This is a genomic window from Azospirillum humicireducens, from assembly GCF_001639105.2.
Lineage (GTDB): Bacteria > Pseudomonadota > Alphaproteobacteria > Azospirillales > Azospirillaceae > Azospirillum > Azospirillum humicireducens.
In genome coordinates this window covers 119606-137151 of sequence record NZ_CP015285.1, presented here as the reverse complement: position 1 = coordinate 137151, position 17546 = coordinate 119606, and the positions used below count along the sequence as shown (strand labels likewise).

General features: G+C 67.7%; 15 protein-coding genes. 9 read left to right on the top strand and 6 right to left on the bottom strand.

Annotated features, from left to right (window positions below):
- Position 1 precedes the first annotated feature (1 nt).
- Both A6A40_RS00610 and A6A40_RS00605 read left to right on the top strand, forming a co-directional pair.
- Positions 2-502: a DinB family protein gene (locus A6A40_RS00610; protein ID WP_063633643.1), complete on the top strand. Its 501-nt coding sequence runs from the start codon at positions 2-4 to the stop codon at positions 500-502.
- A complete protein-coding gene (locus A6A40_RS00605; RefSeq protein WP_063633640.1) occupies positions 499-1113 on the top strand; it encodes a pyridoxamine 5'-phosphate oxidase family protein in 615 nt (204 codons plus the stop codon). Before A6A40_RS00610 ends, A6A40_RS00605 begins: the two co-directional genes overlap by 4 nt.
- Here A6A40_RS00605 and A6A40_RS00600 read toward each other — a convergent pair.
- The 3 genes from A6A40_RS00600 to A6A40_RS00590 all read right to left on the bottom strand — a co-directional run bounded on the left by A6A40_RS00600 (position 1107) and on the right by A6A40_RS00590 (position 6319).
- A complete protein-coding gene (locus tag A6A40_RS00600; protein ID WP_236783697.1) occupies positions 1107-3182 on the bottom strand; it encodes a sensor histidine kinase in 2076 nt (691 codons plus the stop codon). The genes A6A40_RS00605 and A6A40_RS00600 overlap by 7 nt on opposite strands.
- A gap of 182 nt (positions 3183-3364) precedes the next feature.
- Complete coding sequence (locus A6A40_RS00595; RefSeq protein WP_236783798.1) at positions 3365-5380, bottom strand: sensor histidine kinase; 2016 nt, start codon at positions 5378-5380, stop codon at positions 3365-3367.
- 207 nt (positions 5381-5587) lie between these two features.
- The gene (locus A6A40_RS00590) at positions 5588-6319 is read right to left on the bottom strand and encodes an MgtC/SapB family protein (RefSeq protein ID WP_063633636.1); all 732 of its coding nucleotides are present in this window, start codon (positions 6317-6319) and stop codon (positions 5588-5590) included.
- A gap of 269 nt (positions 6320-6588) precedes the next feature.
- Between A6A40_RS00590 and A6A40_RS00585 the strand changes: the two genes are divergently transcribed.
- The 5 genes from A6A40_RS00585 to A6A40_RS00565 all read left to right on the top strand — a co-directional run bounded on the left by A6A40_RS00585 (position 6589) and on the right by A6A40_RS00565 (position 10802).
- On the top strand, positions 6589-6783 hold the full coding sequence (locus A6A40_RS00585; protein ID WP_082860676.1) for a periplasmic nitrate reductase, NapE protein: 195 nt from the start codon (positions 6589-6591) through the stop codon (positions 6781-6783).
- 23 nt (positions 6784-6806) lie between these two features.
- Complete coding sequence (locus A6A40_RS00580; RefSeq protein WP_063633634.1) at positions 6807-7073, top strand: chaperone NapD; 267 nt, start codon at positions 6807-6809, stop codon at positions 7071-7073.
- 74 nt (positions 7074-7147) lie between these two features.
- A complete protein-coding gene (gene napA / locus A6A40_RS00575; RefSeq protein WP_063633632.1) occupies positions 7148-9649 on the top strand; it encodes a nitrate reductase catalytic subunit NapA in 2502 nt (833 codons plus the stop codon).
- A 14-nt stretch (positions 9650-9663) separates the two neighbouring features.
- Complete coding sequence (locus tag A6A40_RS00570; protein WP_199275880.1) at positions 9664-10188, top strand: nitrate reductase cytochrome c-type subunit; 525 nt, start codon at positions 9664-9666, stop codon at positions 10186-10188.
- Positions 10185-10802, top strand: a complete 618-nt coding sequence (locus A6A40_RS00565) for a cytochrome c3 family protein (RefSeq protein WP_063633627.1) — start codon at positions 10185-10187, stop codon at positions 10800-10802. The genes A6A40_RS00570 and A6A40_RS00565 overlap by 4 nt, the downstream gene beginning before the upstream one ends.
- Before the next feature lie 221 nt (positions 10803-11023).
- Here A6A40_RS00565 and A6A40_RS00560 read toward each other — a convergent pair whose 3' ends face one another.
- Together A6A40_RS00560 and A6A40_RS00555 are read right to left on the bottom strand one after the other, a co-directional pair.
- A complete protein-coding gene (locus tag A6A40_RS00560; RefSeq protein ID WP_063633625.1) occupies positions 11024-11407 on the bottom strand; it encodes a hypothetical protein in 384 nt (127 codons plus the stop codon).
- A gap of 11 nt (positions 11408-11418) precedes the next feature.
- Positions 11419-12246, bottom strand: a complete 828-nt coding sequence (locus A6A40_RS00555) for a PAS domain-containing protein (protein ID WP_063633622.1) — start codon at positions 12244-12246, stop codon at positions 11419-11421.
- A gap of 262 nt (positions 12247-12508) precedes the next feature.
- Here A6A40_RS00555 and carB point away from each other — a divergent pair, with 262 nt between their 5' ends.
- Complete coding sequence (gene carB, locus A6A40_RS00550; protein WP_063633620.1) at positions 12509-15757, top strand: carbamoyl-phosphate synthase large subunit; 3249 nt, start codon at positions 12509-12511, stop codon at positions 15755-15757.
- A gap of 96 nt (positions 15758-15853) precedes the next feature.
- Positions 15854-16327: a transcription elongation factor GreA gene (gene greA / locus A6A40_RS00545; protein ID WP_063633617.1), complete on the top strand. Its 474-nt coding sequence runs from the start codon at positions 15854-15856 to the stop codon at positions 16325-16327.
- A 180-nt stretch (positions 16328-16507) separates the two neighbouring features.
- On the opposite strand, the gene A6A40_RS00535 is transcribed toward greA, so the two are convergent.
- Positions 16508-17443 carry a dienelactone hydrolase family protein gene (locus tag A6A40_RS00535; protein WP_063633615.1) on the bottom strand — a complete coding sequence of 312 codons (936 nt, stop codon included), beginning with the start codon at positions 17441-17443 and terminating at the stop codon, positions 16508-16510.
- Positions 17444-17546 lie beyond the last annotated feature (103 nt).

Genomic DNA, 17546 nt, shown 5'->3' with positions numbered 1-17546 from the left:
CATGGACCCCAAGCCGCATTTCGAGACCCTCGGCCGTTACAACCGCTGGGCCAACCGCCGCCTTTACGAAGTCGCGTCGCAGCTGTCCGACGCACAGTTCCGCGAGGACCGCGGCGCCTTCTTCCGCTCGGTCCGCGGCACGCTGAACCACATCCTGGTCGCCGACCGGGTGTGGCTGGAGCGGATCGAGGGGGCCGGGCCGAAGCCGTCGGCGCTCGACGAGATCCTCCACGACGATTTCGCGGAGTTGCGCGCCGCCCGCGAGGCGGAGGACGAGCGCATCCTGCGCGTGCTAGCCGCCACGCCAGCGGAGCGGTTCGGGGCAGTCCTCTCCTACCGCAGCATGGCCGGCACGGCTCACGAGCTGCCCTTCGCCCAGGTGCTGACCCACATCTTCAACCACCAGACCCATCATCGCGGACAGGCGCACGGCCTGTTGAGCCAGTTCGGGCTGGAGGCTCCCTCCATCGATTTCGTCTATTTCCTGCTGGAAGCGAAATGAGCCGCCCCATTACCGACCTCGCCGCGCTGGAATCCCTCTATGGCGAGCCGGTCGCCGCCTCCATCGCCAAGGAGGTGCCGGCGCTGACTCCCGGCTACCGTGCCCTGATCGAGGCGTCGCCCTTCTTCGTTCTCGCCACCAGCGGGCCGGACGGGCTGGACGCCTCGCCGCGCGGCGACGAACCGGGCTTCGTCCGGGTGGCCGACGACCGCACCCTGCTGATCCCCGACCGCCGCGGCAACAACCGCATCGACAGCCTGCGCAACATCCTGGCCGATCCGCGCGTCGGGCTGCTGTTCCTGGTGCCGGGGCTGAACGAGACGCTGCGCGTCAACGGCCGGGCCGTGATCGACACCGACCCTGCGCTGTGCGACAGCTTCGCGGTCGACGGCAAGGCGCCGAAGTCGGTGCTGGTCGTCACCATCGAGACGGTGTTCTTCCAGTGCGCCCGCGCCCTGCTGCGCTCCCGCCTGTGGGATCCGGCGGCGCAGGTGCCGCGCGCCAGCCTGCCCTCGGTGGGGTCGCTGCTGGCGGAGGCCAGCGCCGGGCGCGAGGGCGGCGACGCCTACGACCGTTCGCTGGCGGAGCGGATCCCGAAGTCGCTTTACTGAACCGGCAGCCGGCCGGCCGGCGGGGTGGCGAGCCTTTCCCCCGCACCGGTGGTTTCCTGCTCTCCGACGCCCGGCAACCGGATGGTGAAGACGGAACCGACGCCCAGCGTGCTTTCCACCGCCAGGCTGCCGCCATGGGCGGCGGCGATCCGCTGCGTCATGTAAAGCCCCAGCCCCGACCCCTTCGTGCCTTTCGAGGAGGAGGCGCGGAAATAGATGGAGCCGATCCGCTCCACCTCCTCCGGCGTCATGCCGCGGCCCTGGTCGGCGACCCGGATGACCAGATCGCGCCCGTCCATGCCCGCCGCCACCCGCACCGCCGTGCCGGGGTGGGAATAGCGCAGCGCATTGCGCACCAGATTGGCCACCGCCACCCCCAGGAACGGCACGTCGACCCGCAACAGCCGCTCCGGCGTCTCGACCGTCACGGTCAGCCGCGATTCGCCGTCGGCCCCGGTCAGCCCATCCAGCGCCTCGTCCATCAGCATGTCGAGCGGCACGGTTTCCGGCTTCAGCGCCAGCGCCCCCTGGTCCAGCGCATCGGCCGACAGGAACAGCTCCACCAGATCGGACATGCGCCGGGTGGTGTCCACGATGCGGCGGACGCGCGACTGCATCGACGGCGTCCGCACGTCTCCCGACAGTTCGATCATCTGCGCCGCCCCCTGGATGGCGGCGAGCGGCGTGCGGAATTCGTGCGACAGCATGGCGACGAAGGTGCGCTGCTCCTCCGCGCGCTTGGTGGCGAAGGCCGATTCCTCCTGTGCCCGCACCCGCTCGACCTGCAGGGTGCGGATGCGCAGCGCCAGACCGGATCCCAGGCACAGCATCGTGGCAAGGACGGCGATCTGGTAGGGGTCGGCGAACAGCAGGTCGGTGGGCAGGCTGCCGCGCACGACGAACTGGGTCAGCGTGTTGCCGGAAATCGCCGTCAGGCCGCTGGCGGCATAGTAGCGCGCGCTGGTGTCGGCAGGATTCCTGACCGCCTGCCGGATCGAAAGGACGACGCCGGTCAGCGTCGACAGGGTGGCGAGCAGCAGGATCAGCGGATTGGTGATCGAATAGGTCCATGAAACGGCGGTCGGCAGCGACAGCAGCGCCAGCCAGCGGATGCCCACATAGATGCGATGCAGGCGCGGATAATGGACCCGCAGGTCGAGGATGCGGTCCCACATCGACGCGGCAGCGGCGACACCGAGGAAGGCGCTGCAGCCGACCACCAGATTCTGCAGCCAGCCCGGCATGTCGGGAAGCAGCACCGCCGCCACCCCGGTGGAAAAGAAATAGAAGGTGAAGACGCTCATGACATAGGCGGTGAAGGCCAGCAGCGCCCCGTCGCGCAGAAGCAGGCCAAGCGCGACGTAGCCCAGCGTCAGGATCGCCAGCACGCCGAAGAACAGCCCCTGGAACAGCAGGTTGGTCATCTGGAAGCCGGCATAGGCCGGCACGGCGTAGACCGACGCCCGCAAGGTGATGGAACTGACCGACTCGACGCGAAGATAGAGGGAGACCGGCTTGCCCTCCGGCAGGGTCAGTTGCGTGGCGTGCAGCCTTGTCTTCATCGGGCGCTCGCTGAACGGCACGAAGTCGCCCATGCGGACGAGGCTGTAGCCCGCCGCGTCGCCGGACAGCGCCGGATCGGGAACATACAGGTCGAGCCGGTCGATGTAGGCCTCGCCCAGCTCCAGGATCCAGCCGGCCGGCGCGCCACGTTCGCGCAGCAGGTCGAACCGGTACCAATGGACATCGGGGGTCTGGCCGGCGCCGCGGAAGATCGTCTGCGGTTCGAAGCGCCCCTCGGCATCGGCCCGCAGCGCATCGCCGAACCCCAGACTGTGGTCACGGTCGATCAGCCGGGCAAAATGCCCGGCAAGCGTGGCCTTCTCGGTCGAGGCCGTCAGCCGCAGCGGATCGGCGGCCAGCACGGCGGACGGCTGCTGTGCCTGCGCCCATGCCGTCGCCGGCGCGAATGCGGCCAGCAGGCACAGGACCGGCGCGGCCAGCCACAAGAACCGGAATGCCGCGGCACACCGGCCCTCCACCCGCACCATCCATCGGTTGCCAGTCACGATGCTGCTCGGCCTTTCCGTCGTCTGCGCCCAAGCTTACGGTATGAAGCATCCGGTCGAAAGAGCGCAGCGGGCAGCAGGCCGGCCCCGTCCCGACTTGGATCGGATCGGATCGCGTAAAACCGGAATCGATTTGAAGCGTGACTCCGATCGTCAGACGAAAATCTGTAGCGCCATGCGTTTCATATCAAACGCACGGCGCTACAGGACACCGATGGCGGCAAACTGATGGTGAAGACGGATCCGTCCTCACGCGTGCTGTCCACGGTCAGGCTGCCGCCATGGGCGGCGACGATCTTCTTCGCCATATAGAGCCCCAGCCCGGTGCCCTTGGTCCCGCGCGAGGAGGAGGCGCGGAAATAGATCGAGCCGATCCGCTCCACCTCCTCGGGCGCCATGCCGCGCCCGCGGTCGGCGACGCGGATGACGATCTGCCCATCATCATGACCGGCCGTCACCCGCACCGGCGCCTCCGGGGGCGAGTAGCGCAGCGCGTTCTGCACGAGATTGCCGATCGCCACCCCCAGGAAGGGCGCATCGACCAGCAGCGGGTGGTCCGGCGCTTCCACCGCCACCGCCAGCCGGTCATCCGCCTCCGTTCCCCTCAGGCCGCCCAGCGCCTCCTCCATCAGCTGACCCAACGCCACCGGCTCCGGCTTCAGTGCCAGCGCCCCCTGGTCCAGCGCGTCGGAGGACAGGAACAGCTCCACGAGCTCGACCATCTTGCGGGTGGTGTTGCGGATGCGCTCCAGCCGGGTCAGCGCCGCCGGCGCCGTGACCGCCCCCGACAGCTCGATCATCTGCGCCGCGCTGTCGATGGAGGCGAGCGGGGTGCGGAACTCGTGCGACAGCATGGCGACGAAGGTGCGCTGCTCCTCCGCCCGCTTGGTGGCGAAGGCCGATTCCTCGCGGGCGCGCAGCCGCTCGGACTGGAGGCGGCCGATGCGCAGGGCCAGACCGACGCCCAGCACCAGCACCGCCAGCACGAATGAGATCTGATAGGGATCGGCGATGGCGAAGTCGGCCGGCAGCACGCCGCGCAGCGACATCTGGGTCAGCAGGAAACCGGTGAGAGAAACCAGCGTGCTGGCCAGATAGAAGCGCGAGCTGAGATCGCCGGGATTCTGCAGGGTCATCCGTGCGGTCAGCACCAGCGCGATCACCACCACGACCAGCGCCGACAGCGTCACCGCCGGACCGGTGATGGCATAGAACGACGACGCCGTTGTCGGCAGAAGCAGCACCGTCACCAGGGCCAGCCCCTGGTAGCAGCGCATCAGCAGCGGCACCCGGTTCCGCAGGTCGAGGATGTAGACCCACATGGTCAGCGCAGCGGCGAATCCCAGGAAGCCGCTGCTGCCCACCATCAGGTTGATGAACCAACCGGACATGTCCGGCAGCAGGGCGGCGGCGATGCCGTTGGCGAACAGGTAGTAGAAGAAGACGGTGGCGACATAGCCGGTGTAGGTCAGCAGTGCCCCGTCGCGCAGAAGCAGCCCCAGCGCGACATAGCCAAGCATCAGGATGCCGAGAATGCCGAGGAACAGGCCCTGGAACAGCAGATCCGTCGTCTGATGGCCGGCATAGGCGGCCGGCGTCCACATCCGGGCGGACAGGCGGATGGCGCTGACCGAATCGACACGCAGATAAAGCGAAACCGGCCGTCCTTCCGGCAGGGTCAAGGGCAGGGCGTGCAGCCGCGTCTTCATCGGCCGCTGGCTGAAGGGCACGAAATCGCCCAGCCGGACCAGCCGAAAGGCGTCCGGACTTTGCGGTCGGCCGTCCGCCGCCGTCGACTCCGGGCTCATCCGCCTGGAGTCGATCGACTTGGGGATGAACAGATCGAGATGGTCGATGTAGGCCTCGCCCATCTCCAGGATCCAATCGGCCGGCGCACCGGAGGCGCGCAGCAGGTCGAACCGGTACCAGTGGATGTCGCGGGTCTGGCCGGCGCCGCGGAAATCGCTGCGCTGCTCCATGCCTCCGGCGGCGTCGGCCTTCAGGACGTCGGCGAAGTCCAGCTTGCGCGCGGGATCGACCAGCCGGGCGAAATGGCCGGCCAGCGTGGCGCCGGCGGTGGACGATTCCAGCCGCAGCGGCTCGATCGCCCCGGTAGCCGGAGCCTGGACATCCCGCGTCTCGGCGGCGAGCGTTCCACCCATCCCGGCAAGCCACAGGAGAGCGGACAGGACCGGCACCGCCAAGGCGGAAAGATGCCATGTGCAACCGCGCAGATGGCCGGGCGGCCGGCCGCCACGGCAGGGAAAGGACGGCCATCCATTCCGATCCCGGCCCCTTTCTCCGCCGCCGATCACGCCCGTCATCATCCTACGGCGCGATGAAGCGGAAGATTGAGGACGTGGGCAAGACCATATGCTGTCCATGCAACCGATCGTCCTGCCCAATCAGATGCGGGAGGGTGACAACCTGAACTCCACCACGGCATCTTCCGCGACAAGGGCGGAAACCAGTTCCATGGGATCGGGTTCCCCCTTGCCCAGCAGCACAAGCTGGCACTCGAAATTGCCGCTGCCGCTCGAGAGGTGAAAGGACCAGTCCATCACCTCGAAGCCATGTTTGACGGCCTGAACCCGCAGTTCCTCCGGCGGCGGCGCTTTGTCGCGCGCGAAGGCCAGCATCAAATGGATTACGGACCGGTGGGGCAACAGCCGCTCGATCGGACGAAGGGTGCTCATGACCAGGATGGTCAGGATCGCCGCTGCGATCGCAACCGCGTAGAATCCAAGACCGATGGTGATGCCGATGGCCGATGTGGCCCAGATCGACGCGGCGGTGGACAGGCCGCGGATCGACAACCCCTCGCGCATGATCACCCCGGCGCCGAGGAAACCGATGCCGGTCACGATGCCCTGGATCACCCGCGTCGGATCTCCGGTGGGGGCGCTGCCGTGCCCCCAGCTGCCGCCATACCACATGGAGGGATAGGCATTGATCACCGTCAGCGCCGCGGATGCGAGACAGACCAGCCCGTAGGTCCGCATCCCCGCCGCGCGGCCGTTGTAGCTGCGCTCGTAGCCCAACAGCATCCCGACCGCCAACGCCCCGAGCAGATGCAGAAAAATCAAACCGTTGGTCACCAACTCGGCCGGCGACCAGTAGGAGCGCAGCAGATCCATGTCCCGTCCCATCCTCGACAGGACCTTCCATCAAGGCCCCGCCTCAGTTTAGCGCCCGGCTGTCCGAATTGCCTGCGCAAAGCACAGCGCCCGTGCAAAACGGCTGGGTCCGCCGCGCCATTCGGTCACAGGCGTGAATGACCCCGCTTGACCTGGGTCAATTCCATTCAGACCGAAAGTATCGATACTAAGGGCCGAAAACCGATACCTAAGGACCAGACCTTGGTACCGGCCGATCATCCGTTCCCGCACCGACCGAGAGTGCAGCCATGAGGCCCACCAGTTCCCCCGTCCTGTCCCATCCGTCCGATCGGATCGCGACCGAGTCCGATCCGGCTCCGACCCGCCGGGCCGAGGGACTGATGTTCCTGTGGCTGGCCTTCCTGGTCTGGCCGCTGATCGCCGTCGGCACCGTGTCGGCCTACGGCTTCTCGATCTGGATGTACCAGCTCCTCACCCACTGAGTCTTCCGCCCCCGAGGACCGCCATGCCCCGCGCCCCCGAAGTCCACATCTCCAGCCTGGTCATCCAGCACAGCCCCGACCGCACCGAGGCGGTGCGCGAGGCGGCGAACGCCGTCGCCGGGCTTGAGTGGTGCGCGGCGGAGAACGGCAAGGCCGTGGTGACGCTGGTCACCGCCAGCGCCGCCGAGGTGGTGGACCGCATCGCCCAGCTGAACGCCGTGCCCGGCGTGCACACCACGACCATGGTCTACCACCATTACGAACCCGCGGACGCGATCGACGCAGCCTGACGCCTCCACCGTCCAGGCGCGCCGCATCCGCCCATTCACGAACGAAATTCCTCCGAAACTGGAGTGTCCCTGCCATGTTCCTGTCCCGCCGCGATTACCTGAAGGCGCAAGCCGCCGCTGCCGCCGCCGCGGCGGCCGGACTCTCGTTGCCCGCATCGGCCGCCAACATCCTCACCGGCGAAGGCGCCAAGCTGACCTGGTCCAAGGCGCCCTGCCGCTTCTGCGGAACCGGCTGCGGCGTGATGGTCGGCGTCAAGGACGGCCGCGTGGTCGCCACCCACGGCGACGTGAAGGCCGAGGTGAACCGCGGCCTGAACTGCGTGAAGGGCTATTTCCTGTCCAAGATCATGTATGGCGAGGACCGGCTGAACCAGCCGCTGCTGCGCATGAAGGACGGCAAATACGACAAGGACGGCGAGTTCCAGCCGATCGGCTGGGACGCCGCCTTCGACATCATGGCGCAGAAGTGGAAGGAGACCCTGAAGAAGAAGGGTCCGACCGCCGTCGGCATGTTCGGCTCCGGCCAGTGGACCATCTATGAGGGCTATGCCGCCTCCAAGCTGATGAAGGCAGGCCTGCGCTCCAACAACCTGGATCCGAACGCCCGCCACTGCATGGCGTCGGCGGTGGCCGGCTTCATGCGCACCTTCGGCATGGACGAGCCGATGGGCTGCTACGACGACATGGAGCAGGCCGACGCCTTCGTGCTGTGGGGCTCCAACATGGCGGAGATGCACCCCATCCTGTGGACGCGCGTCACCGACCGCCGCCTCAGCCATCCCGGCTGCAAGGTTGCCGTCCTCTCCACCTTCGAGCACCGCAGCTTCGACCTCGCCGACATCGGCCTGGTCTTCACCCCCGGTTCCGACCTGGCGATCCTCAACTACATCGCCAACCACATCATCAAGACCGGCCGGGTGAACAAGGAGTTCGTCGAGAAGCACTGCAACTTCAAGCGCGGCCGCGACGACATCGGCTATGGCCTGCGTCCCGAGCATGCGCTGGAGCAGAAGGCGAAGAACGCCGCCAAGGCCAACGATTCGGACCCGATCAGCTTCGACGAGTTCGCCAAATTCGTCGAGCCCTACACGCTGGACAAGGCGCATGAGCTGTCGGGCGTGCCGAAGAACCGGCTGGAGGCGCTGGCCGAGCTGTATGCCGACCCGAAGGTGAAGGTCGTGTCCTTCTGGACCATGGGCTTCAACCAGCATGTGCGCGGCGTCTGGGCCAACAACCTCGTCTACAACATCCACCTGCTGACCGGCAAAATCTCCCAGCCCGGCAACGGTCCCTTCTCGCTGACCGGCCAGCCGTCCGCCTGCGGCACCGCGCGCGAGGTCGGCACCTTCGCCCACCGGCTGCCGGCCGACATGGTGGTGACCAACCCCGAGCACCGCAAACACGCCGAGGAGATCTGGAAGCTGCCGGAGGGGACCATCCCCGACAAGATCGGCTACCACGCCGTTCTGCAGGACCGCATGCTCAAGGACGGCAAGCTCAATGCCTACTGGGTCATGTGCAACAACAACATGCAGACGGCCCCGAACACGGCGAAGGAGACCTTCCCCGGCTACCGCAACCCGGAAAACTTCGTCGTCGTCTCCGATCCCTATCCCACCGTGACGGCGCTGGCCGCCGACCTGATCCTGCCCACCGCCATGTGGGTGGAGAAGGAGGGCGGCTACGGCAACGCCGAACGCCGCACCCAGCTGTGGCGCCAGCTGGTCGACGCGCCGGACGGTGCCAAGTCCGACCTGTGGCAGATCATGGAGTTCTCCAAGCGCTTCCGCATCGAGGAGGTGTGGCCGGAAGAACTCCTGAACAAGAAGCCGGAATACCGCGGCAAGAGCCTCTACGACGTGCTGTTCCGCAACGGTCAGGTCGACCGCTTCCCGCTGTCCGACCTCGACCCGAACTACGGGAACCACGAGGCCAAGGATGCAGGCTTCTATGTCCAGAAGGGCTTGTTCGAGGAATATGCCGCCTTCGGCCGCGGCCATGGCCACGATCTGGCGCCCTTCGACCTCTACCACCAGGAGCGCGGCCTGCGCTGGCCGGTGGTGGACGGCAAGGAAACCAAGTGGCGCTACCGCGAGGGCTCCGATCCTTACGTGAAGGCCGGCGAGGGCATGCGCTTCTACGGCAACAAGGACGGCAAGGCCAATGTCTTCGCCCTGCCCTACGAGCCGCCGGCCGAGGCGCCCGACGCCGACTATCCGTTCTGGCTGTCGACCGGCCGCGTGATCGAGCACTGGCACAGCGGATCGATGACGCTCCGCGTGCCGGAGCTGCGCAAGGCCTTCCCGAATGCCGTGGTGTTCATGCACCCCGACGACGCCAAGGACCTGAACGTCCGGCGCGGCCAGGAGGTGCGCATCACCTCGCGGCGCGGCGAGGTTCGGGTGCGGGTCGAGACGCGCGGACGCAACAAGCCGCCGCGCGGCCTGGTCTTCGTCCCCTTCTTCGACCACACGGTCCTCATCAACAAGGTGACGCTCGACGCCACCGACCCCATCAGCAAGCAGACCGACTTCAAGAAATGCGCGGTCAAGATCACGCCCGTCGTGAACGCCTGAGGAGTGCCGGCATCATGAAGACCCGTTTCCTGATCGCCGCGCTGGCCCTGCTGGCCGGCGTCCCGGCCCTGACCATCGGCGTCACCTCCGGGGTCGTCGCCGCCGACAAGCCGGTTGCCGCTACCGGCGCCACCGGCACCGTGGGGGGGATCGTCGTCCCCTCCGCCAACCATCCGATCACCCTGGATGTCCCGGCCGAGGCGACCCACCGCGAGATCACCGACGACCAGAAGCGCGTACGCAACTACGCCGACCAGCCGCCGCTGATCCCGCATGCCATCCGCGACTACCAGATCGACCTGAACATCAACAAGTGCCTGACCTGCCACGACCGCCGCAACACGGCCGGCTCGCAGGCGCCGATGCTGTCGGTCACCCATTTCCAGGACCGTGACGGCCAGACGCTGGGCACGGTGGCGGCGCGCCGCTACTTCTGCACCCAGTGCCACGTCCAGCAGACCGACGCGCAGCCCATCGTTCCCAACAGCTTCCGCGACTTCGACTCGGTCCTGGGCCATGCCCAAGGCGGCCAGAAATGACGATCCGATCCGCCGTGACGTGCCTGTGGCGGCTGTTCGCCCGCCCCAGCGTCCATTTCAGCCTGGGCTTCCTGACGCTGGGCGGCTTCATCGCCGGCGTCCTCTTCTGGGGCGGCTTCAACACCGCGCTGGAGGCGACCAACAAGGAGGCCTTCTGCATCAGCTGCCACGAGATGCGCGACAATCCCTATGAGGAGCTGAAGCAGACCATCCACTTCACCAACCGGTCGGGCGTGCGCGCCAGCTGCCCCGACTGCCACGTCCCGCATGAATGGACCGACAAGATCGCCCGCAAGATGCAGGCATCGAAGGAGGTCTGGGGCAAGATCTTCGGCACCATCGACACCCGCGAGAAGTTCCTGGACAAGCGCCGCGAGCTGGCCGAGCACGAATGGGCCCGCCTGAAGTCCAACAACTCGCTGGAATGCCGCAACTGCCACAGCGCCGATTCGATGGACATCACCAAGCAGAACCCGCGCGCGGCGAACATGCACCAGACCTACCTGTTCACCGGCCAGAACACCTGCATCGACTGCCACAAGGGCATCGCCCACCACCTGCCCGACATGCAGGGGATCGAGCCGGGCTGGAGCATGAAGACCAGCCAGAAGTGAGTGCCTGGTTGCTGCAACAGCCCCGTCTCCGCAAGGAGCGGGGCTGTTTGCGTTTCACGGGAAACGGTGTCGGCTGGCGAGCGCCCCCTCCCCAACCCTCCCCCGCTGGGCGGGGGAGGGAGCAAGCGCTTTTACAGAAGAACACTCACTCAATTAGAGCGGCGGCAGTCCCTCCCCCGCCCAGCGGGGGAGGATAGGTGGGGGCATTCGAAGCCGACACCTCACCCCAACATCGCCACAGCCCACAGCGCCAGCAGCGTCACCAGCACCGCCTCGCCCAGCCCGATCAGCCCGCGCAAACCCAGCGCCACCCACCAGCTCGCCCAATCGCGGCGGTGGCGGACCTCCTTCAGCAACCGTTCCTGGATGCCGGCGACGGTGCGCCGGGCCGACAGGCTGGCGATGCCGCCGACCAGCGCCACCAGACCGGTGCCCAGCACGAAATACAGCGCGCCCTTCCAGCCGGCGAAATGGTCGGGGTCGTTCAGGTAATGCCCGGCGCCGACGACGATCCACACCGCCGCCGGCCAGACGCCGACGATCTCCGGCCCCGGCCCTTCCTTGGGTCCTTCCCTCTTCGGCTCCTCTTTGCGAACGTCGCTCATCGCAGCCCCCCTCAGCCGCCCGGCACATGGCGGTAGGCCAGCACCCGCGTCGCCGGACCGCCCTCGACATCGGCGAGCGGCAGCAGCAGCTCGACGAACTTCGCCCCCGGCAGCATCGGGTCGTCGCGCACCAAGAGGCAGCGCGGCTCGCCGCTCTCCAGGCAAAGGCGCAGGTCGGACAGCCAGCGCCGCGCCGCCTGTTCCGGATGGCACTCCGTCACCCGCCGCGTCGTCGGCCGCCCGTCCAGCCGGCGCTGCAGGGCGCGGCCGCAGGATCTATAGACGAAATCGCTGCCGTCGGCGGTCGGCTCCATCAGGGCGATGCGCGGCACGCTCTCGCGCACCTGGGCGGTGTCGATCTCGACCGCCAGCGGCATGCGGCGCTTGCGCTTCAGCCGGAGCCAATGGGTGTAGAGCACGCGGACCTGCGGCGACTGCTCCACGTCGATGGGGTCGGCCCGGCAGGGCGGCGGCGGCAGGTCGAGCACCGGCGTGGCGACCGGCGCGTCGGCGAAGGCGGCGGCGGCCGGCACCGGCTGGGACACCGGCGGCATCGGCCGCGACGCCGCGGCGGTGACCGGTGCATGCGCCTGGCCCGCCGCCGTGTGCCCGATCCGCCCGCCATGCTTCTTCAGCATCGGCAGAGGCGCCCAGGCCGTGCAGGTGTGATAGCCCTTGGTGATGCGGCGGTAGTCCTGGCTGCTGGCGGTGCGGCATTCGCCCTCCACCCCATGGCGGGCCACAAACACCAGCGTGTTGTCCTCCGACAGCGCGCGCTCCCCGCCCCACGAGACGCAGGCGGCGCAGGCGCGGCTGTCCTTGGCGAAGGCGTGGCTCATCGGGGCGTATCTCCAAAGGGTATGCGAAACGGGAGAATGGGAATTGATGCGTTCCTTTCCCGCCCGGTTCAAGACCCGCATGGGGCGGCGGTGCGGTGCCCGAGATTCAGTCATGCGAGGGTGACATCCATGCCACCCCTTCCCCCCCGGCCCCGAACCCCCTATAAGGGGGCCTTGCACGACATGCCCATCCCCGCTCTCCGTCTCCGGTCCTCCGGCGCCGGGGGGTTTTCGGCTGACCACACTTCAGAGAAGCGGACCCATGCCCAAACGCACCGACATCAAATCCATCTGCATCATCGGCGCGGGTCCGATCGTCATCGGACAGGCATGCGAGTTCGATTATTCCGGCGTCCAGGCGTGCAAGGCGCTGCGCGAGGAAGGCTACCGGGTCATCCTCGTCAACTCCAACCCGGCCACCATCATGACCGACCCCGGTCTGGCCGACGCCACCTACATCGAGCCGATCACCCCGGCCGTCGTCGCCAAGATCCTGGAGAAGGAGCGTCCCGACGCCCTGCTGCCGACGATGGGCGGCCAGACCGCGCTGAACACGGCGATGGCGCTGTCCGACGACGGCACGCTGGAGCGGCTCGGCGTGGAGATGATCGGCGCCAAGCGCGATGTCATCGCCAAGGCCGAGGACCGCATCCTCTTCCGCGACGCCATGGACAAGCTGGGCCTGGAGTCGCCGAAGTCGCGCATGGTCCGCACGCTGGACGAGGCGATGGAGGCTCTCGAGCTGGTCGGCCTGCCCGCCATCATCCGTCCCAGCTTCACGCTGGCCGGCACCGGCGGCGGCATCGCCTACAACCGGGCGGAGTTCGAGGACATCGTGCGCGGCGGCCTGCGCGCCAGCCCGGTCGGCGAGGTGCTGATCGAGGAATCGGTGCTGGGCTGGAAGGAATACGAGATGGAGGTCGTGCGCGACGGCGCCGACAACTGCATCATCGTCTGCGCCATCGAGAACATCGACCCGATGGGCGTCCACACCGGCGACTCGATCACGGTGGCGCCGTCGCTGACGCTGACCGACAAAGAATACCAGATCATGCGCGACGCCTCGATCGCCGTGCTGCGCGAGATCGGCGTCGACACCGGCGGCTCGAACGTCCAGTTCGCGGTCAACCCGGCCAACGGCCGCCTGATCGTGATCGAGATGAACCCGCGCGTGTCGCGTTCCTCGGCGCTGGCGTCGAAGGCCACCGGCTTCCCCATCGCCAAGATCGCCGCCAAGCTGGCCGTCGGCTACCGCCTGGACGAGCTGACCAACGACATCACCGGCACCACGCCCGCGAGCTTCGAGCCGACGATCGATTACGTCGTCACCAAGATGCCGCGCTTCACCTTCGAGAAGTTCAAGGGCTCCGAGCCGCTGCTGACCACCTCGATGAAGTCGGTGGGCGAGGCTATGTCCATCGGCCGCACCTTCCAGGAGTCGGTCCAGAAGGCCCTGCGCTCGATGGAGACCGGCCTGACCGGCTTCAACGAGGTGAAGATCGGCGGGGAAGAGAATCCGGACCGCACCGCCATCCGCGGCGCGCTCGCCACCCCGACGCCGGACCGCCTGCTGGTGATCGCCCAGGCCTTCCGCCACGGCTTCACCGTGGAGGAGGTGCAGGCCGTCTCCAAGTATGACCCGTGGTTCCTGGAGCAGATCAAGGCGATCACCGACCGCGAGGCGGCGATCCGCGCCGATGGCCTGCCGACCGACAAGGCCGGCTGGCTGAAGCTGAAGCAGATGGGCTTCTCCGACGCCCGTCTGGCCGAGCTGGCCAAGACGACCGAAGCGGCCGTCGCCGCCGCGCGCCGCATGGCCGGCGTCACCCCGGTCTACAAGCGCATCGACACCTGCGCCGCCGAATTCGCGTCGGCCACCCCCTACATGTACTCGACCTACGAGACCGACGGGACCGGCGAGGCCGAGTGCGAATCCGAGCCGACCGACAAGCGCAAGGTCGTCATCCTCGGCGGCGGTCCGAACCGCATCGGCCAGGGCATCGAGTTCGACTATTGCTGCGTCCATGCCGTCTACGCCCTCCAGGAAGCCGGCATCGAGACCATCATGGTCAACTGCAACCCGGAGACCGTCTCCACCGACTACGACACCGCCGACCGCCTGTATTTCGAGCCGCTGACGGCCGAGGACGTGGTGGAGCTGGTGCGGGTCGAGCAGCGCAACGGCACCGTGCTGGGCTGCATCGTGCAGTTCGGCGGCCAGACCCCGCTGAAGCTCGCCGCCGCGCTGGAGGCCGCCGGCATCCCGATCCTGGGCACCTCGCCCGACGCCATCGACCTGGCCGAGGACCGCGAGCGCTTCCAGAAGCTGCTGCATGAGCTGAACCTGAAGCAGCCGGCCAACGGCCTCGCCCGCTCGCTGGAAGAGGCCGAGGCGGTCGCCAGCCGCATCGGCTTCCCGGTCGTCATCCGTCCGTCCTACGTTCTGGGCGGCCGGGCGATGGAGATCGTCCACGACATGGCCGGGCTCCAGCGCTACATGGGCACCGCCGTGCAGGTGTCGGGCAAGAACCCGGTTCTGATCGACAGCTATCTTCAGGACGCCATCGAGGTCGACGTGGACGTCGTCTGCGACGGCGAGACGGTCTATGTCGCCGGCGTGATGGAGCACATCGAAGAGGCCGGCATCCATTCCGGCGACAGCGCCTGCGCCCTGCCGCCCTACACGCTGCCGGCCGACACCATCGCCGAGATCAACCGCCAGTCGGACGCGCTCGCCCGCGCCCTGAAGGTGGTCGGTCTGATGAACGTGCAGTTCGCGGTCAAGGCCGGCACCGTCTACATCCTGGAGGTCAACCCGCGCGCCAGCCGCACGGTGCCCTTCGTCGCCAAGGCCACCGGCACCGCCATCGCCAAGATCGCGGCCCGCGTCATGGCGGGGGAGAAGCTGTCCGCCTTCACCCTGAACGGCCCGACCCCGCCGCACACCGCGGTCAAGGAAGCGGTCTTCCCCTTCGCCCGCTTCCCCGGCGTCGACATCGTGCTGGGTCCGGAGATGAAGTCGACGGGCGAGGTCATGGGCCTCGACCACAACTTCGCGCTCGCCTTCGCCAAGGCGCAGCTCGGCGCCGGCGTCACCCTGCCGGTCAAGGGCAGCGTCTTCGTCTCGGTCAAGGACCACGACAAGCCGGCGCTGGCGGTGATCTCCAAGAAGCTGCACGAGATGGGCTTCCGCATCCTCGCCACCTCCGGCACCGCCAAGGTGCTGAGCGAGGCCGGCGTGCCGGCGGAGACCATCAACAAGGTGGTCGAAGGCCAGCCGCACATCGTCGACGCCATGATCAACGGCAACGTGCATCTGGTCATCAACACCACGGAAGGCGCCCAGGCCCTGTCCGACAGCTTCAGCCTGCGTCGCACCGCGCTGACCTACAACATTCCGTACTACACCACGGTGGCAGGAGCTCGCGCAGCGGTGGAAGCGATTGCCGCACTCCGGAACGGCAGCCTTGAAGTCGCCCCGTTGCAGTCGTACCTTAGCGGATCGTATTAAGGACGGACGACGGCGCGGCGGACCTCCTCCGCGCCGTCTTCGTCCTTGATGTCGCTTTGGACAGGTCGAACGACTGCAAGCGGTGATGGACCGAACATGGAAAAAGTTCCGATGACAGCGGCGGGCTTCAACCGCCTCCAGGAGGAATTGAAGCACCTTAAGATCACCGAACGCCCGGCGGTCATCAAAGCCATCGCGGAGGCCCGCGAACATGGCGACCTTTCGGAAAACGCCGAGTATCACGCGGCACGCGAACGTCAGAGCTTCATCGAAGGCCGCGTGCTGGAGCTTGAGGACAAGATCAGCCGTGCCGAGGTCATCGACCCGGCCAAGCTGACCGGCAACACCGTGAAGTTCGGTGCGACCGTGACCCTGGCCGACCAGGACACGGACGAGGAGACGACCTATCAGATCGTCGGCCAGGACGAGAGCGACATCAAGAACCGCCTCCTGTCGATCCAGGCGCCGCTGGCCCGCGCCCTGATCAACAAGTCGGTCGGCGACAGCGTGGAAGTCTCCACCCCCGGCGGCTCCAAGCTGTACGAGATCGTTTCGGTCGAGTTCCGCTGATTTTTTACTCTCCCTCTCCCGCCCCGGGAGAGGGAAGGGGCCCATGCGGAGCATGGGAAGGGTGAGGGGTAGTCCAAGGAACCATGCGCTTTTGGTTTCTTGGATCACCCCTCACCCTCCCCACCGCTCCGCGGCGGGTCCCCTCCCTCTCCCGGGACGGGAGAGGGCAATCAAAGCCCCCTACCCCCGCAGCTTATCCCTGAGGAATTCCGTCACCCGCCGGATCGCATCCGAGCGGGCATCGTCATTTGTGCCCACATGGGCCGTTCCATCGGGTGCGGTGGCAAGGTCCTTGCGCTTGCGCACCGGGGCGTCGGGCGCGTCGAAGCCGTGATAGGCGTCGGGATAGACCACCAGTTCCATCCTGTCCTTCACGCCCTCGCGCCCGGACAGTTCGATGCAGTTCTGCGGCGGCGTCCAGTCGTCCTTGCCGCCGATCAGCAGCAGCAGCGGACCGTCGGGCTGCCAGTCCTCATCGCTCAGCGGCGCCCGGCAACCGGGATAGAAGGCCACGGCGGCACGGAAACCGCCGGCTTCCGATCCCGCCGGCCCGTCCTCCCCGGCGCCATAGGCGGCCAGCACCGTGCCAGCCCCCTGCGACCAGCCGATCAGCCCGATGCGGCCATGGTCCACCTCCGGCCGCTTGCGCAGGAAGGCCAGCGCCCCCCAGGCGTCGCGCTTGCGCTCCACCGTGGCGCGGACCGTGCGGTCCTTCAGCGCGGTGGTGCAGACTTCCTCCACGTCGCGCGGGCCGAAGCTGTCGACCATCAGCACCTCATAGCCCTGCCGCTGCAGATGGGTCGCCCACCAGACATGGCGCGGCAAAACCCGGCCGTTGCGGGCATAGAGGCCGCCGCAGCCATGCAGCATGACCACCGCCGGGTGCGGTCCGGCGCCAGCCGGGCGCAGCAGCCGCCCGCTCAGCATCGTCGGAGCCGCGCCGGTCAGGTCGCCGTCGGCGGACGGAAAGCGGACGATCTCCTCGGCATGGACGCCGACCGCGGCCTGGGCCGGTCCCGCCACGGTCAAGGTCAAGGCCCCTGCCGCGACCATCCCGATACCGGCACACAGCGCCGCACCCAACACAGCCGCGCGACCGCGGGCGGAAGCCTTCATTCTCCTGCGTCCCCGACACCCGGCGCCAGCCACGGCGGCGGCGCTCGCGGTTGCAATATTAGACCCCGGCGCCGCGGAAGGCCATGGCCGCCCCTCAATTGTT

What these genes read in the sequence shown, in the direction of transcription:
- A6A40_RS00590 (WP_063633636.1), bottom strand. Translation starts at nt 6,319, where the DNA reads ATGGATCTGCTGCGCTCCTACTGGTCGCCGGCCGAGTTGGTGACCAAC.
- greA (WP_063633617.1), top strand. Translation starts at nt 15,854, where the DNA reads ATGGAAAAAGTTCCGATGACAGCGGCGGGCTTCAACCGCCTCCAGGAG.
- A6A40_RS00585 (WP_082860676.1), top strand. Translation starts at nt 6,589, where the DNA reads ATGAGGCCCACCAGTTCCCCCGTCCTGTCCCATCCGTCCGATCGGATC.
- A6A40_RS00570 (WP_199275880.1), top strand. Translation starts at nt 9,664, where the DNA reads ATGAAGACCCGTTTCCTGATCGCCGCGCTGGCCCTGCTGGCCGGCGTC.
- napA (WP_063633632.1), top strand. Translation starts at nt 7,148, where the DNA reads ATGTTCCTGTCCCGCCGCGATTACCTGAAGGCGCAAGCCGCCGCTGCC.
- A6A40_RS00535 (WP_063633615.1), bottom strand. Translation starts at nt 17,443, where the DNA reads ATGAAGGCTTCCGCCCGCGGTCGCGCGGCTGTGTTGGGTGCGGCGCTG.
- A6A40_RS00555 (WP_063633622.1), bottom strand. Translation starts at nt 12,246, where the DNA reads ATGAGCCACGCCTTCGCCAAGGACAGCCGCGCCTGCGCCGCCTGCGTC.
- A6A40_RS00580 (WP_063633634.1), top strand. Translation starts at nt 6,807, where the DNA reads ATGCCCCGCGCCCCCGAAGTCCACATCTCCAGCCTGGTCATCCAGCAC.
- A6A40_RS00605 (WP_063633640.1), top strand. Translation starts at nt 499, where the DNA reads ATGAGCCGCCCCATTACCGACCTCGCCGCGCTGGAATCCCTCTATGGC.
- A6A40_RS00560 (WP_063633625.1), bottom strand. Translation starts at nt 11,407, where the DNA reads ATGAGCGACGTTCGCAAAGAGGAGCCGAAGAGGGAAGGACCCAAGGAA.
- A6A40_RS00610 (WP_063633643.1), top strand. Translation starts at nt 2, where the DNA reads ATGGACCCCAAGCCGCATTTCGAGACCCTCGGCCGTTACAACCGCTGG.
- carB (WP_063633620.1), top strand. Translation starts at nt 12,509, where the DNA reads ATGCCCAAACGCACCGACATCAAATCCATCTGCATCATCGGCGCGGGT.
- A6A40_RS00565 (WP_063633627.1), top strand. Translation starts at nt 10,185, where the DNA reads ATGACGATCCGATCCGCCGTGACGTGCCTGTGGCGGCTGTTCGCCCGC.